We start from the raw sequence: 16,926 nt of genomic DNA on the forward strand, positions 1-16,926 counted from the left end.
CTACATGCCCTTCGCAAATGTAGTTAACAGTCTGAAAATCAGTCAGCTACTCTTGGTCTCTCACTTAATCTTGGTGATTTGGCTGGTTTTTACCATGACCTACAATCGCTATCAAAGCGAGTGGGGTACCCGTATTTCACATGCAGTGAGCAGTGCTCGTACTAACAGTAACGCTATTATCGATTTAGTCTCTCCCTCTGCCGCTGGCCTCAACTACACCAATATTAAGCTTGATTCCGCATTAAAATTATATGCAGCAGCTGAAAACCTACTGTTCTTTTCTGTGGAAGCAAAGTCAGACTTTTCAGCGAAGCGCTTTGGATTTTCTTACATTAGTGACCCCGGTGTTGTATGGAAAACCAACATAACAGAGCATGAAGTCGCTGCCGACGAAGCAAAGTTAGCTGAGTTAAAGCAGCGCCTTATGGAGGATGGATCTGATCAAGTTAAATTGACTTTTTTAATTGGTCGAGCGCAAGAGCGATTATTGCGGCACTATGTTGATATAGGTCGACAGGAAGAGTTTCAAGATTTATTCCCATTGCCGAATATTGACCAAGGTGGTTATCAGCTTAATCCACAAACTCAGCAATTAGTTTTGCACCTTGCATTACGTAATCAACAAAAAGGAAGTATCCATTTGTTCTACGATGCGAAGCACCTTTATCAACTGCAACGCGAGATCCGAACTCAGTTATTGAAAGAAGCTATAACTGCCATTTTGTTTTCAGTAATTCTGATTGTTTGGGCTAGCTGGTGGATTGTTCGACCAATTAAGCGTTTAGCTACTGCCATGAGTGCTCATGTGGTAGATATTGATGTATCCAATATGCCTGAACTTGCGCGAAAAGATGAGGTTGGAGTACTCGCCCGGAGATTTCAAACATTGGTACAACGAGCCCAAGGACAGATTGTGGAGTTAGAGCAGCTCTCTGAGGTAGATGCGTTAACGCAATTAGGCTCTCGCTTCTATTTCAACGCCTGTTCAAACGATTATCTAAATCAAGCGAAAAGAGCTAAGCAGTGTTTAGGTTTTCTAATTTGTGATTTGGATAACTTTAAAGCTTATAACGATAATTTGGGCCATCCCGAAGGGGATAAAGTACTCAGGCGAGTCGGTTTGTCCATTCAATCAACGATGAAGCGAGATACCGACATGGCCTTTCGCTTGGGCGGGGAAGAGTTTGTGGTGTTGCTGCAAACCCAACAGGCTGATGACATTTACCCTATTGCGATTCAGTTGTGCCAGCAACTCGAAGGCTTGGAAATTGAGCACCCTCAAAATGCACCATATGATGTGGTAACTATGTCCATAGGAGTGTGTTTTGTTTGTTCAGATGACCTTCTTCAACTATCAGATATCGATCAGCTATACAAAGTTGCAGACCAGGCTTTGTATCGTGCTAAAGCTGCTGGTCGCAATGCTATCGAATTAACTCAATGGACTTCCCTGCAGGACTCTTCTGATGATCAAAACAGTTAAAAAGCAAGCGCGTATTTGGATAGATAGTGATATTACCCTAGGTCAGAAAAATAGCTTAGTCAGCTATTGTGATGTAGATGATGGGTATGCAATTGCAGCTTTGCTGCGCTCAGTTGAAGTTGATGTTGTAGGCATAAGCAGCACCTTAGGCAATACCGATAATATTGAAGTAAGCACCGCCGTTGCTGTCGATTTTCTTAAGCGATTTGGCCCAAACAGTGTTGTGGTTAGTAAAGGCGCAGCTAAACCTCTATCTGCCGAGACAGATATTCCCGAAGGCGTTAAAGCGATGGCTCAGGCTTTGGAGGAAGGTCCTCTTAAGATACTAGGGATTGGCGCGGCCACCAACATTGCTTTGCTGATTAAGCACTACCCTCATCTAATTAATAATATTGATGAAATTGTACTGCTAGCCGGACGGCAAAGCATAGATGATCACTTTGTTTCTGGACACCATCAGCCTAAGCCGTTTCGAGATTTAAACTTTGAAGCAGATGTGGATGCATACAAGCTTATTTTAGATACTCAAATAAGCCTCGTTCTAGTCCCCTATGAAGCGTGTAAGCCATTTTGGATTAAGCAACATGATCTACTGGGTATGCTTAAAACCAGTAGAGTTGCTAGGTATTTGGCAGAAAAGTCAGAACCTTGGTTACTGGAATGGGAGTTGGTCTTTGGCGCTGGCGGCTTTAACCCCTTTGATCTAATTGCTGCTGCGTATCTCATTAATGGGGACTGGTTTAGCGCGGAGCTGTGGGATGTTGAAATTACCCAAGGCCCTAGTGATACAGAAAAAGGACAAGATAAAGATTACCTTCTGTGCTCTAAGCAAATTAAGTCTGGTCGACAAGTTCGTTATTGCACGGCAATAAGTGATGTGAGTAAAGGTATCTTGTTAGACAAAATTAAAGCCCATGATATGCAGCATTTTGTTTTAGGCATGTCTCATATCAATATTGTTGTGGATGATGTAGAGAAAGCCACCGAGTTTTATCAGTCTGCCCTAGGCTTTGAAATGGCTAGAGATGCTCAAGGGGAGTTGATGGACTACCAAGGTGTAACCATGAGTGAGTTTGCGTTGGACGCCGGTATTAGTGATGGGAAAGTGGATGTAGATGTGCGGTTTTTAAAGCATCCACAAGCTGGTATGTATTTGGAGCTAATGCATTATCGCTATCCTAAAGGTAACTCTAAACTACCACCACAGGCTAAAACCTACGATTTGGGTGGGCCTCGTCATGTTGCAATGGAAGTGAGCAACTGTAATGAAGTATTTCATTACTTAAAAGCCCACTCTGGAGTAACAATGATCAATACCAACAACAGCTATCATCCTGATAAGTTGGACGGTTTCCCTATTACTTTCTTTTATTGGATAGATCCCTACGGTGTGCAATGGGAGATGGAAGAAGGGCGTCAAATAGGCTTATCGCGGGGTATTGTTTAGTAAATTAACGAGGCTGAGTGAAAGCTCAGCCTCAATAGCTTTTAACGAGTAATCCGTTTAGCGGCAGCATTTAGGGCTTTATCTACGGCCTGTCTACCGGTGGTGATGTTGGTGAGGCTGGTGGCCATAGCAGCCCAAAACTTACCCATTGCTGCAGCATTTGGCATAGGTTCGCCTTGCGCTGCACTGGCATAAACGGCCTGTACTTTGGGATCGTTAATTAACTCTTGCTGCAACTGCAAGTTTGCCATGGCACCAATGTCTCCGCTGCTAAACAGTAAGCGTTGGTTGTCTACATTCATTAAGTAGTAGTTTAGAAACTCATCTACCAATGCGGGTTGGTTAGTTGCGCTATTCACCATGGCGCTCCAAATGCCTACAAAGGCTTTGGCGGGCTTACCATTAATTTTAGGTAACGGCGCAACGCCAAAATCCATACCGACACTTTCCAACTCATCCCAGTACCAAGGTCCATTAATTACCATGGCCACCTTGCCTTTAACAAACTGCATATCCATGATTGAATAATCCGCGTTACGCGGCATTATTTGTTGGTCGAGCATGTCTTTTAGTAGTTTGCCGGCATACATAGCGCTGGGATGGTTAACCCCGGTGTCTTTTACATCGTATTGCCCGCCTTGCTTGCCAAATACATAAGCGCCATTTGCAGCAAATAGTGGCCATGTATAGTAGGTATTGTTGTAGTCCCACAAAATGGCTTTGGTTTGTTGCTGCTCTTGAAGCTGCTTATCTAGAGCGAAAATTTCCTCAAAACTAGTTGGAACTTCCTTAATTAAGGCTTTGTTGTAAATCAGGCTTATCGCTTCTACGCCTATCGGGTAGCCATAAATTTTGCCTTCAACTTTCACCGCTTCCCAGGCGTAGTCTACCGCGGAATCTTGTAGCGCTTGGCTGGGTTTTAACTGTTTAATAAGACCAGCATTTGCCCAATCGCCCATTCTGTCGTGGGGCCAAAATACGATGTCTGGTCCCTCACCATTACGAGCTTGAATTTCAAAGTTTCCAGTGATGTCGACGGGTTGTTTCACCTCAACAATAATGCCGGTATCTGCGCTAAATTGTTTCGCAATAAGCTGCATTTGTTGGTGACTTTTGCCTGTCCATATAGTGAGCTCTGGCTGCTGAGTGTCGGCCTGCGCTAGGCTTGAAAACGCCGCTAAAGCACAGCTTAGCGTTACGCTGGTAATCCCTATTTTCATTATGTTTTTCCCGATAGCTTGCCGACTCAGCATTGAAAAAACATGAGTGATTTGCAAGAAAAAGCAAAGTGGCTATAGAGAAAGCTCACATTCAAGATTAACTTGTTGATAGATTTGCGATCTTAAGCTGCTTATTTATAACTGTTAACAATTGTGTCACTTTTCTTTACAAAAGCTGCGTTATGGGTTTTTGGTCAAAAATCAAACGCATTGATTTGTTTAACAATGTCTCTCTAGGTACCAAATATGCATTAAGTTATTAATTGTCATTATCAGTAAGCTTATCGTTCATGTTTAGCAAATTAAAATGGTGCTTACTTGCCATTTGGAACTGGGTATCCTCGCATCATGGCGTGCTCAGCTCGGCAGCAACGATTATTGCAGTTGTTTTGGCTTATGTGTCGCTTAAAAGCTCGGCAGATAACTTCGCCAAACAATTGGAAGAGCAAAAACGCGCGGCTCAAGTTGCCAACGTAGCGTACTTTGTGTCTGCGGTAAGTGATGCAATTGTAATGGCGAATACCGAGCAAGCGAGGTTAGAGCGGTTCATAGTTTCACGCTCGCAGTTGTTGTTTGAAAGTTTAAATTATCCACCTTTAATTGCCCAAGTGATCCAGTTTTTGGCCAGTAATGACTTGGCCTATTTATTCAATACCACTCGAAGTTTTGAAAACAAAAAATCACTTTCTTTGGCTGGAAAAGATTTAAGTAATGTTGAGCTCAAAAATATTACCTTTCAAACCACAACCCTTTATTGCGTAAATCTTGAAAATAGTTATTTAGCTGACATCGCCTTTGATATGCCTGAATCAAGTTACGTGAATTTTCATAACGTTAACTTTAACAAGAGTAAGTTGCATGGTGCGCGGGTGTTCTGGGGCAATTTTGCTGGCGTATCGATTGAGCGCTCGGGTACGGAGCTTGATCGAGCAGCTACTTTTATTGGCTCTAGTTTTATCTTTAGCAATTTACGTGGTTTGCGAATAAACAAGTCTAGCTCACAAGAAGAGTCTTTGAGCTTAAGTCAGCAGCACGAGCAGCGTCAACGAGAGCTGGCGCAATTGGCAGGTATGTTATTGCAAACCCACTCCTTATATGGGTCGTTGATTGATGATGATTTAGCTGCCTTCATGCTGAATCAAAATCCTGCTAAGTACAAACAGTTAACAGATTTAGAGCACTTATTGGTCTTAGACTCGGTGGCAAAAAAGGATTTGGAGAGCCGCCGTAAAGACTACTTGGAGCAAGCTAAAACTGTAGCGAAAGAGCGAAACTGGAATAAGGCTTGGGCCACTAAATTAGAGCGATGGTGCGAAAAATGAATAGAATGGTCATTTATTTGGTCCCCTTGAGCTTCGCAGTGAATGCTGAATGTACCTTACAAGGTGACGTATACCCGGAAGGGGCCAAACTAGGTAATTTAGTTTGTAAAAATGGAGAATTCACATCGATAAGACAAGCGGATCCAGTTGAAGAACCAGAGGAGCCTTTGATTAGTCGTAACGGCATACATGTTAGTGCTTCTCAAGAAACGGTTAAACAGCCCGAGAAATCAGGAGTAGAAGAATGAAACTCTTACTTAAAGTTATGATTATATTGAGCTTTGTGCTTAGCTTTTCCAGTTACGCTGATTGCGTACACGGCGGTAATGTGTATCCAGAAGGGGCGACTATAGGTAGCTATAAATGTGTAAATGGCTCGTGGGTGGGCAATTAGTTTTACCAGAGTTTACCTACGTTCACAGGAAGTACAGCCGCGACAAGCAGAGCGGGTATGTTTGTCTAAACGCTCACGCTGAGTTTTGCAGTAAGCATTCTTTAAGGCTCGGCGTGCCGAAAACCAGTCATCTGCTTTACTTAAGATGAGGTTGCCGCCAAAACGTTTAACTAACAAGTCTCGACATTCATCAATAAAACCCTTATCAAAGTCGATTTCGAAGTAGCGCAATGCTTCTTCAATGCAAGTGAAGTTTTCAATTGTCTTGTTGATTTTGGTATTAGTCATTGAACAGTCCTAAGGCTTGGCGAATAGGCTAGCAAAATCATCGAGATCTTTTTTTGATGTGACTTAATTAAACTTCGATTCAGCGTCTTTCGAAAAAACAGGATGACTTTGAGCTAAACTCAGACTAAGTTGTTAAGCAAATGTTGCATTGGGCCTAAATGATGAAATCTGCAATTCCGGTAATAATCTGCGTACTTATTTCGGCCTGTTCTAGCCAAGCTACCACGAGCAGCGGCGACGATAGGGCAGAAGATAATCAAAACTATAATCAGGATTTGTTGGCCTCTATCAAGCAATCGAATACCAACAAGCAAGGCGCTTTTCTTACCGAAGAGCAAATTGATATGTGGCAGAACTCTGGCTGTGGAGGCGGTCATAAATAGTGTTAATTAAAGAAACTCGTCTTATCCTCACTCCATTTATTTTTCCTATAGTAAATATTTCTTGCCAGTTGATCAGGCTTCAAGTCTTAGTTAACGATTATTGATAGCGGGCACTATAAGTACTTCTTTCATAAACTTTATTTATCAGCTTAGCTAAGGCCTTACTTAGCAAACTCGGTGAGTTTGGTTATTTTGGAGGTGTAGATGCCCTTAAAGCCCGCGATTGACCCAGAACAATGGATTTTATCCAACCCAAATGACCTAATATCTCTTACCAAATGGCAGCGTACAGTTAATTTGCTGGCTAAATTGTTTGATGCGCCTGCCGGCTTTTTAGTACAACACACACCAAGTGGTTACCAAATCACTATTGCTAGCGAGCAGAACACGAATCCCTACAGCGCGGGCATGGTGGTAGAGCCGCAGGCTAATATCTTCTGCCGCAAAATTGTTGAAACGCGTAAAAGTTTGTATGTGGCCAATGCAATGATAGATCCTTGCTGGGATAGTAACCCAGAGGTGCATGGCGATGGGTTTCGCTCATATTTAGGTGTACCGGTATTTTGGCCAAATGGAAAAGCCTTTGGCACTTTTTGTGTGATGGATTATCGAGAAACCAATTACGATGATACTTACTTTGAACTTATCGAGCAGTTAAAAGACATTTTAGAAGCCGATTTGTCTTTGCTTGAGTTGTACACTCATATGCAAAAGTTGGCGGTTACCGATCCTTTAACCGAGTTAAACAACCGCCGCGGATTTTGCTCTTTAGCTCAGCAGCGGATCCGCTTAGCAAAACGCATGGGCTCTCGCTTGGGCGTATTTTACCTCGATGTAGACAAGTTTAAGCAAATTAACGATAACTACGGGCATGCCGTAGGGGATGAAGTATTAATTGATGTGGCTAAAGCGATGCACAAATGCGTACGCAGCTCTGATGTGATTGGTCGCATGGGCGGGGACGAGTTTGTTGCTTTAGTATTAATTGAGCATGATTCTGATTTTGATGCTATTGCCCAGCGCTTTACCGACCAGTTTGCTCAATACTCTGAGCAAGACTTACCCTTGTACACGGTGGCCATCGGCTATATTGATGTTGACTTAAACATGGAGGTTGAAGGCATCCTGGCCTTGGCAGACCAAGATATGTATCAACATAAAGTTGAGTAATTATTTGATTGTATTTTGACCAGTTAGCTTTGCTGGTGTATCATCGCGCAGCTTTAGAATTACTCACTAATTTTTGCCTGCACTAATGGTATGACTGTTCGCCTCGGATGGCGCGTTTTGGCTATCGGAGATTTACTTGGAACAGTTTATTCAATTTTTGTATCCCTTCAGTTGGATCATTTCTATTTTGTCCTTCAGCCCGCAAATCATTCGCTTAATGCGGATAAAAGGCCCCGCTAAAGATATCTCGTTTTTAAGTTGGATTATGTTCCAATGTAATGCGGTATTAGCGTGGTCTTATACGGTGTTTGTAGTGGGCGATCCTCTGCTGTCAGTTACTACTACCTTGGTACTAACTGCCAACATTACCATGGTTATGGTATTGGTTTACAAGCGCATTAAATATCGAGAAGTAGCAGTGGAAGAAGCCTTAAGTGCCTGATTTTATTTGCCTCTCTAAAAAAATCTCAAGGTAAAAACTGCTTTTAAGTGGGAATGACGCTGGTCTTATCAGTCGTCATTCGCGACCTCGCGCAACATTTTGTATGAAACAAGCCTGATTTTTTCCTTTTCATTTCATCACAAAAATCTTTTCCTTGATTAGTTTCATATTTGTCAATAAAGGCCTTGAGAACTGTTTTTTGCTTGCTAGTTTCATTATTGAGTAAAACCTCAAAGTAAGGTTTGCCAAAAATGGTGTGAGGCCTAATGAGAGCGTTCATGAGTTAGCATGGCATGGTTAAGCTCTTCGTTTGCAGCGGTTTACACACCAGTGTGCTTCTTACCTTCACAAAGATGAAGAGGAAGAAAATAGCTAATTTTGCAAATATAGAGAGATACGCAATGATGTTAAGGAAAACACTTCTCGCTACGGCGATGGTAACCAGTGCGGTGTCGGCGCACGCAGCCAATTATGGTGAAGCGCTACAAAAATCCATTTATTTTTACGAAGCTCAACAATCGGGAGTTTTGCCCGAATGGAACCGAAATGAATGGCGTGGCGACTCGGCACTTGGTGACGGTAGCGACAACAATGTAGATCTAATCGGTGGTTGGTATGATGCAGGCGACCACGTTAAGTTTGGCTTCCCAATGGCGTCGACCGCCACAATGTTGGCTTGGGGGGTAGTGGAATACCCAGAAGCTTATGCGCAAACCAACCAACTAGAACACATTAAAAACAACCTACGTTTTGTGGCCGACTATTTTGTTAAAGCCCATACCGCGCCAAACGAATTATGGGGCCAAGTAGGTAAAGGTAGCGTAGACCATGCTTGGTGGGGTTCTGCCGAAGTAATGCAAATGGAACGTCCATCATACAAAATTGATGCAGCTAATCCTGGTTCTGATTTAGCGGGGGAAACCGCAGCAGCGCTAGCAGCCATTTCCATGGTGTTTAAAGACAGTGACCCTAGTTACTCAGCGATGTTGTTGGAGCACGCGAAGCAGCTTTATGCCTTTGCCGATAATTATCGTGGCAAATACTCAGATGCAATTACCGATGCAAAAGCCTTTTATAACTCATGGAGTGGTTATCAAGACGAGTTGGTGTGGGGAGCAATTTGGTTGTATCAAGCCACTAACGATGTTGCTTACTTAGATAAAGCCAAACTTGAATATCCTAATTTAGGCACCGAGGGACAAACAGAGTATCGCGCTTATAAATGGGGCCAAGCGTGGGATGATAAGTCTTATGGCTCTTATGTTTTGTTAGCTAAAATTACTGGCGAGCAAGTTTATCAGGATGATGCAGAGCGCTGGTTAGATTATTGGACCACCGGCTTTAACGGCGAAAAAATCACCTACACACCGGGTGGCTTAGCCTTTTTGGATGTTTGGGGCGCAGCGCGCTATACCTCTAATACGTCATTTTTAGCGCTGATTTATTCCGACTTTTTAAAAGCCAATAACCTTGCAGCAGGCAAGGCGGAAACCTATTACAACTTCGCGAAGAGCCAATTAGATTACATTTTGGGTGATAACCCACTGAACATTTCTTACCAAATTGGCTATGGCGATTACCATCCAACCAAACCTCATCACCGCACGGCGCATGGCGCTTGGGCTGATAGCTTATCAAGCCATCCAGAAGAAAACCGTCACTTGTTAGTGGGCGCATTAGTGGGCGGCCCTGGTGATGATGATTCTTATGCCGATGATCGTGGTGACTACTATAAGAATGAAGTTGCAACCGACTATAACGCTGGTTTCACTTCAGCTCTCGCGCGCTTATGGCTAGATCATGGTGGAGCGCCAATTGCTGAAGCCGATTTCCCGGCTAAAGAAGTGCGCGACACCGAGTTATTTGTTGATGCAAAAGTAAACTCAGAAGGGCCGCGCCATATCGAAATTAGCGCCCGGGTACACAACCACACAGCTTGGCCTTCTCGTGTTACCGATGATCTAAGTATTCGTTATTGGGTTGATTTAACCGAAGTGGTTGCCGCGGGTTACACCGTTGACGATGTAACTATCTCAACGGCTTACTCCCAAGGTACTGGTTATAGCGGTTTACACCCATGGGGGAATGATGGTGACAACATCTACTACGCAGATATTAGCTTTGCTGGTGTAGACATCTACCCAGGTGGTCAATCGCCATCGAAAAAAGAAGTACAGTTCCGACTAGCCTTGCCAACCAATACCAACGATCCAGATTGGGATAACGCAAACGATCCTTCTTGGGATAACTACACTAATGCACATGAACTGGCACCGAAAATCGCCATGTACGATGCAGGCGTTTTAGTGTGGGGCAGTGAGCCAAGTGCCGCGTGTGGAGGTGCTACCGGTATTAACTGTGCGCCAATTGCCCAAAACCAATCGGTAGATACAGCCTTTGATACTCCGGCGTCTGTCACCTTATCTGCTACCGACAGTGACGGTTCTATAGCAAGTTATGCCATTGCTAGCCAGCCAAGTCAGGGTACGGTAACACTAACAGGGAATGTTGCTAGCTACGTACCTAATGCAGGTTTCTTTGGTAGCGATAGCTTCACCTTTACCGCAACTGATGATCAAGGTGAAGTCTCTCAAACAGCGACGGTAACGGTTGAGGTTGCTGCGCCAATAATCCCAGCGGTAGCTATTAGCTCACCGGATAACGGCACAGAGGTTAGCCCTAGCAGTGACGTTGTGTTGCAGCTTGATGTTGCCAACGCTTATGGCGCTAATGTTTATCTTGATGGCGCATTAGCCGCCAACCGAGTTGGCAGTGGTGCGGTAACTATTAGCATGCCTGCTACAGAAGGTGCTGTGGCTATTTTAGTCATTGCCACTGATGAACAAGGAAGCGAGTTAAGCGCAGAAGCCAGCTTAAGCTTGGTGGTTAAGCAAGGTGCAGAGCCTCCAGTAGGTGATGGCTTAAGCTGTGAAGTAGGTAAAGCTGACACCTGGTCTACCGGCTTTGTGATTAACAGTATCACGGTAACCAATTCAGGCAGCGAAGCGGTAAGTGGCTGGAAAGTAAATCTAGTATTTACCGACCCAGTGAGCCTAGCTAACGGTTGGAATGCCCAGCTTAATGCCTCAAGTGATGGTTTAGGTATTAGCGCTAGTAACGAGGTATACAACGGTCAGCTTGCGCCTAATGCAAGTGCCTCGTTTGGTCTACAAGGCGAGCATTCTGGCACCTTTGTTGCCCCTACCTGTGAAGTTTTACCTTAGAACTTAACACCCCAAAGCGGCCTTCATTGGCCGCTTTTCTCATTGGGACATGTTATGGAGAACATAATGAAAACATCTAAAACACTACTCGCTAAATGCGTGGGTTTTGCTGCGGCCTCGTTATGCAGCGCAAGTTTACTGGCGGCTCCGCTGCCTGGCGATGATTGGCTTCACGTAGAAGGCAATCAAATTAAAGATATGCAAGGCAATACGGTTTGGCTTACCGGGGCTAACTGGTTTGGCTTTAATACTACCGAGCGAGTATTGCATGGTTTGTGGTCGGTGAACTTAGAGAGCACCATTCAGGATATTGCTACTCGCGGTGTCAACTTACTGCGGGTGCCTATTTCTACCGAGTTACTTAAAGAATGGAAAAATGGCCAGTTTGTGCCAATTCAAGTGAATGCTTCGGCCAATCCAGATTTAGCGACAGCTACTTCATTGGAAGTGTTTGATGCCTTAATCGCCGCTGCTAAAGCGAGCGGTATGAAGATCTTGCTTGATGTTCACGGCGCCGAAGCCGATAACATGGGGCATATTGCGCCGCTTTGGTACAAAGGCGATATTACTTCAGAAGATTTTTACTCCACTTGGGAGTGGGTAACCGAACGTTATAAAAATGATGACACCATCATCGCCTATGACCTAGAAAATGAACCCCATGGTAACCCTCAGCAAAGTGCCGCTGGTGAGTTTGCCAAGTGGGATGACAGTACCGATGAAAACAACTGGAAGCATGCCTGTGAAACAGTATCTAACCGTGTGTTAGATATTAACCCTCACATCTTAGTGATGTGTGAAGGCATTGAAGCGTATCCCGTGGAAGGTAAAAACTGGGAAAGCAAAGGTAAAGACGACTTTCACTTTAATTGGTGGGGCGGTAATTTACGTGGCGTACGTGAATTCCCGATTGATTTAGGCGCACGCCAACAGCAATTTATGTACTCACCACACGACTATGGGCCTTTAGTATTTGAGCAAGAGTGGTTCTATCCAGGGTTTAACAAAGACACCTTGTACCAAGATGTGTGGAAAGATAACTGGATGTTTATTCATGAAGAAGGCATTGCACCGCTACTAATTGGTGAGTGGGGCGGCTTTATGGATGGCGGTCCAAATGAAGCTTGGATGGTAGCAATCCGTGATTTGATTATTGAGCATCAATTACACCACACCTTTTGGTGTATTAATCCTAACTCTGGCGATACCGGAGGCTTGCTAGGCCACGATTGGACAACTTGGGACGAAGATAAATATGCTTTGTTTAAGCCTTCTTTGTGGACTAACGATGCTGGCAAATTTATTAGCTTAGATCATGAGGTTGCACTTGGAGGAGAGGGCAGTACTACCGGTATTAGTTTGAATGATTACTACCAAGGGCTAAATCCTTCGGTAAGCATCAATTCTCCGGCTGCAAATAGCATTGTGCTTACAGGCTCACAAGTCGTGCTTGGTTACTCGGTGAACAAAGCGGCTTCGGTTAATATTTATCTTGATGGAAGTTTGGTGAAAAACGCACCTACTGCAGGCAGTGCTAGTATCACCGCTCCCGCGGCAGAAGGTGATTTCACCATCATGATTGTTGCTGTAGACAGCAACGGTACGGAGATGGCAGTAAGCGACAGCATTACTTTAAGTGCTCTGAACGAAGTACCGCTGCAGCCAGAAGTAAGCTTAAGTGCACCTGCCAACAATACCAGTATTGAAGCCGGTAGTAGCTTTAGTGTGGCAGTGAGTTTAAAAGATGCCGCAGGGTTTGAAACTAACTTAGCCGGACAACTGCAATCGTTTAGTGGTACCAGCGGTGAGTTAACTGCGCCTGCAGAAGTAGGGGATTACACCTTAACGGTGACTGCGCAAGACGAGCAGGGACAAAACCTTAATGCAACAGACAGTATTAGCTTAAAAGTGCTTGAACCGGCAGCGGCAAACTTGAGTTGTGAAGTTGGCGCGGCAGATTCTTGGGCTAGCGGTTTTGTGATTAACAGCATTACGGTTACAAATACCGGCTCAAATACTGTTTCATCTTGGAACGCAGTGCTTGAGTTCTCGCAAAGTGTAACGCTTGTGGGTGGATGGGGCGGCGTGTTTAATGCTTCTGCCCAAAGCATCGAGGTCACCAATGAAGCGTACAATGGCCAATTAGCACCAGGGGCGAGTATCTCCTTTGGTTTGCAAGGTGGTCATTCAGGTAACTTTGCTGCACCGAGCTGTCGTATGCGTTAGTAAGACCTTCAATTTATTGACTAAATTAGCAGTATAGCTGTAAAGCCCTCATTACAATTTGAGGGCTTTTTTACTTTTTGGGAAAAGGCTTTACTTAACGCTAGTGTTATATGCTGTTTACTTCATTTTTGGCTTTGTTGTTTAGATAATAAAACTATCCTTCCTAAACTTTTCACAGTTTCAGCTGCCGAGTATTTTTTAGCACTGGAAATAAAAAACTCTGACCAACTAGGGTAAGCTCTTGCGGGTTTACTGATGAATAACATATTTGTTGGTCATTTCAGAAACCTAAGCTTCAATAGCTGTGCGGTGAACTTGCACAACACCAATGGTTATTGGGCAAAGAGTTTAGTTTTCGGTAAACGGCATTACTTCTTACCGCTACAAAGAATGGCTGAAGAAGGATTACGTTCTAAATTTTTGTGAGATAACTAAAGATGTTAAGGAAAACCTTACTAGCAAGCGCGATCATTTCCAGTGCAATGTCTGTTCAAGCAGCAAATTATGGTGAAGCGCTACAAAAATCGATTTATTTTTATGAAGCCCAGCAGTCTGGGGTATTACCTAGTTGGAATCGTACTGAATGGCGTGGTGATTCTGCGCTAAAAGACGGTAGCGATAACAACGTAGATCTTACCGGTGGTTGGTACGATGCAGGTGACCACGTAAAATTTGGTTTTCCTATGGCGGCCACTGCCACCATGCTTGCTTGGGGGGTAGTTGATTACCCACAAGCTTACGAGCAAACCAACCAGCTTAAACATATCAAAAACAATTTACGCTTTGTTGCCGACTATTTTGTTAAGGCTCACACTGCGCCTAATGAGTTTTATGGCCAAGTTGGCAAAGGTAGCGTGGATCACGCTTGGTGGGGCTCGGCCGAAGTGATGCAAATGGAGCGTCCTTCATACAAAATTGACGCGGCTAACCCTGGATCTGATCTAGCGGGTGAAACCGCAGCGGCGTTAGCGTCTATTTCTATGGTGTTTAAAGATAGCGATCCGAGCTATGCCGCTATGTTGTTAGAGCACGCCAAGCAGCTGTATTCGTTTGCCGATAACTACCGTGGCAAATACTCAGATGCAATTACCGATGCAACCGCTTTTTACAACTCTTGGAGCGGTTATCAAGATGAATTGGTGTGGGGTGCCATTTGGTTATACCGCGCAACTGGCGACGACACTTACCTAAATAAAGCTAAAACAGAATACGGATCTTTAGGTACTGAACCGCAAACAGATACGCGTTCTTACAAGTGGGGCCAAGCCTGGGATGATAAGTCTTACGGCGCCTATGTATTAATGGCAAGCCTAACTGGAGAAGCACAATATCAAGCTGATGCTGAGCGTTGGTTAGATTATTGGACCGTTGGCTACAATGGCCAAAAAATTCGTTACACGCCAGGTGGATTAGCGTTCCTAGATACTTGGGGGGCTGCACGTTATACCTCAAATACCTCTTTCTTAGCTTTGGTGTATTCTGATTATCTTAAAGAAAACACCAACAAAACCGCTAAAGCAGATGTGTATTACAACTTCGCTAAAAGCCAGTTGGATTACATTTTAGGTGATAACCCACTAAATATTTCTTACCAAATTGGTTATGGCGATTACCACCCAACCAAGCCGCATCACCGCACTGCGCATGGTACCTGGAATGACAACTCTGGCGATCCAGTAGAAAACCGTCACTTATTAGTTGGTGCATTGGTTGGTGGCCCAGGTTTGGATGATTCGTGGGCCGATGATCGTGGCGACTACGTGAAAAACGAAGTGGCAACCGATTACAATGCTGGCTTTACCTCTGCGTTAGCGCGCCTGTGGCTTGACCATGGCGGTGATCCCATTGCAGAAGCAAATTTCCCAGCTAAAGAGGTTCGCGATACCGAGCTATATGTAGAAGCTAAAATTAACTCACAAGGCACTCGCCATATTGAGTTAGCGACTCGTGTACACAACCATACTGCGTGGCCTTCACGGGTAACCGATAAATTAAGCTATCGCTACTGGGTAGATCTAACTGAAGTGTTTGATGCTGGTTACTCGGTTGATGATGTACGTTTATCAACAGCTTACAGCCAAGGTTCTGGGTATAGCGGTCTACACGCTTGGGGCAATAACCAAGACAATATCTATTACGCTGAGATTAGCTTTGATGGCGTAGATATATACCCTGGCGGTCAATCAGCTTCTAAGAAAGAAGTGCAGTTCCGTTTATCGTTACCAACCAATACCAACAACCCAGATTGGGACAACAGTAATGACCCATCTTGGGAAAACTTTAGCAATGCATACAAGCTAGCTAATAACATTGCTTTGTATGATAACGGCGAGTTGGTATGGGGTAACGAACCATCGGCTGCTTGTGGCCCAACTACTGGCATCAACTGTGCGCCTATTGCGCAAAGCCAAAGTGTTAGCACTGAGTCTGACACAGCAGTGTCTGTTGAGCTAAGCGGCAGTGATTCTGATGGTGATGTTGTTAGTTACGAGATAGCCTCTCAGCCTGCAAATGGCTCGGTTAGTCTTAGTGGTAAATTTGCAACCTACACACCTAATACGGGTACATTTGGTAGCGATAGTTTCACCTTCTTGGCGATTGATGACCAAGGTGCTAAGTCAGCAGAAGCTAAAGTCACAGTTACAGTTGCAGAACCGATTGTACCTGCAGTAGCAATTAGCTCTCCTAGCAATGGCAGTGAAGTTCGACCAGCTAGTGAAGTTCAGCTTCGTCTTGATTTAGCCAATGCTTATGGCGCGAATGTATACGTAGATGGTGCATTAGCAACCAGTCGAGTTGGCAGCGGTAACGTAGCACTGACTATGCCAGAAACAGAAGGGCAGGTAGTGATTGTAGTAATTGCTACCGACGAGCAAGGTGAAGAATTATCAGCCGAAGCTAGCTTAAACTTAAATGTTAAAGCGGGTGAGCAGCCTCCTGTAGGCGGTGGTGATTCTGAGCTTACTTGTACTGTTGGCGAAGCCAATGTTTGGAATACTGGCTTTGTATTAGGCAACCTTCAAGTGACTAATGCTGGCGGTGAAGAGGTAACCGGGTGGAAAGTTCACCTAAGCTTCCCTCAACCAATTAGTTTGGTAAATGGTTGGAATGCTAAATACCAAGCCTCAAGTGATGGTTTAGGTTTAACTGCTGTGAACGAAGTTTACAACGGTCGTTTAGCGCCTAGCCAAAGTACCTCATTTGGTCTTCAAGGTGGATACAACGGAAGCTTTGAAGCGCCAAGCTGTGAAGTGTTACCTTAGTATTTATACCTTTTGAACAAGGCGGCTCAGGCCGCCTTTTTTAATGCCAATTTGGTAGCCGCTT

12 protein-coding genes are annotated in these 16,926 nt (G+C 44.3%); 10 read left to right on the plus strand and 2 right to left on the minus strand.

What is annotated here, in order from left to right; translation table 11 throughout:
* Positions 1-4 precede the first annotated feature (4 nt).
* Together ACYFDN_RS08560 and ACYFDN_RS08565 are read left to right on the plus strand one after the other, a co-directional pair.
* Positions 5-1,483, plus strand: coding sequence for a diguanylate cyclase domain-containing protein (locus ACYFDN_RS08560; protein ID WP_483510759.1), 1,479 nt, complete (start codon positions 5-7; stop codon positions 1,481-1,483).
* Positions 1,467-2,930 (plus strand): nucleoside hydrolase, encoded by a 1,464-nt coding sequence (locus ACYFDN_RS08565; RefSeq protein WP_483510760.1) that lies wholly within the window; start codon positions 1,467-1,469, stop codon positions 2,928-2,930. Before ACYFDN_RS08560 ends, ACYFDN_RS08565 begins: the two co-directional genes overlap by 17 nt.
* A gap of 41 nt (positions 2,931-2,971) precedes the next feature.
* Here ACYFDN_RS08565 and malE read toward each other — a convergent pair whose 3' ends face one another.
* The gene (malE, locus tag ACYFDN_RS08570) at positions 2,972-4,150 is read right to left on the minus strand and encodes a maltose/maltodextrin ABC transporter substrate-binding protein MalE (protein WP_483510761.1); all 1,179 of its coding nucleotides are present in this window, start codon (positions 4,148-4,150) and stop codon (positions 2,972-2,974) included.
* A 290-nt stretch (positions 4,151-4,440) separates the two neighbouring features.
* Here malE and ACYFDN_RS08575 point away from each other — a divergent pair, with 290 nt between their 5' ends.
* The gene (locus ACYFDN_RS08575; protein ID WP_483510762.1) at positions 4,441-5,472 is read left to right on the plus strand and encodes a pentapeptide repeat-containing protein; all 1,032 of its coding nucleotides are present in this window, start codon (positions 4,441-4,443) and stop codon (positions 5,470-5,472) included.
* Positions 5,469-5,720, plus strand: coding sequence for a hypothetical protein (locus tag ACYFDN_RS08580; RefSeq protein ID WP_483510763.1), 252 nt, complete (start codon positions 5,469-5,471; stop codon positions 5,718-5,720). Before ACYFDN_RS08575 ends, ACYFDN_RS08580 begins: the two co-directional genes overlap by 4 nt.
* Positions 5,721-5,878: 158 nt before the next feature.
* Here the strand turns inward: ACYFDN_RS08580 and nifW are convergent, their stop codons facing one another.
* Positions 5,879-6,154 (minus strand): nitrogenase-stabilizing/protective NifW family protein, encoded by a 276-nt coding sequence (gene nifW / locus ACYFDN_RS08585; protein WP_152779847.1) that lies wholly within the window; start codon positions 6,152-6,154, stop codon positions 5,879-5,881.
* Positions 6,155-6,312: 158 nt separating this feature from the next.
* Here nifW and ACYFDN_RS08590 point away from each other — a divergent pair, with 158 nt between their 5' ends.
* From ACYFDN_RS08590 to ACYFDN_RS08615, 6 genes are all read left to right on the plus strand, one after another.
* The gene (locus ACYFDN_RS08590; protein ID WP_483510764.1) at positions 6,313-6,537 is read left to right on the plus strand and encodes a hypothetical protein; all 225 of its coding nucleotides are present in this window, start codon (positions 6,313-6,315) and stop codon (positions 6,535-6,537) included.
* A gap of 204 nt (positions 6,538-6,741) precedes the next feature.
* Positions 6,742-7,707: a sensor domain-containing diguanylate cyclase gene (locus ACYFDN_RS08595; protein ID WP_016400989.1), complete on the plus strand. Its 966-nt coding sequence runs from the start codon at positions 6,742-6,744 to the stop codon at positions 7,705-7,707.
* Between the two features lie 136 nt (positions 7,708-7,843).
* The gene (locus ACYFDN_RS08600; protein WP_406609228.1) at positions 7,844-8,149 is read left to right on the plus strand and encodes a hypothetical protein; all 306 of its coding nucleotides are present in this window, start codon (positions 7,844-7,846) and stop codon (positions 8,147-8,149) included.
* A gap of 401 nt (positions 8,150-8,550) precedes the next feature.
* Positions 8,551-11,373, plus strand: a complete 2,823-nt coding sequence (locus tag ACYFDN_RS08605) for a glycoside hydrolase family 9 protein (RefSeq protein WP_483510765.1) — start codon at positions 8,551-8,553, stop codon at positions 11,371-11,373.
* A 66-nt stretch (positions 11,374-11,439) separates the two neighbouring features.
* Positions 11,440-13,599 (plus strand): cellulase family glycosylhydrolase, encoded by a 2,160-nt coding sequence (locus ACYFDN_RS08610; RefSeq protein WP_483510766.1) that lies wholly within the window; start codon positions 11,440-11,442, stop codon positions 13,597-13,599.
* Positions 13,600-14,036: 437 nt separating this feature from the next.
* A complete protein-coding gene (locus tag ACYFDN_RS08615) occupies positions 14,037-16,862 on the plus strand; it encodes a glycoside hydrolase family 9 protein (RefSeq protein ID WP_483510767.1) in 2,826 nt (941 codons plus the stop codon).
* Positions 16,863-16,926 lie beyond the last annotated feature (64 nt).

Source organism: Agarivorans sp. D1326, from assembly GCF_056958115.1.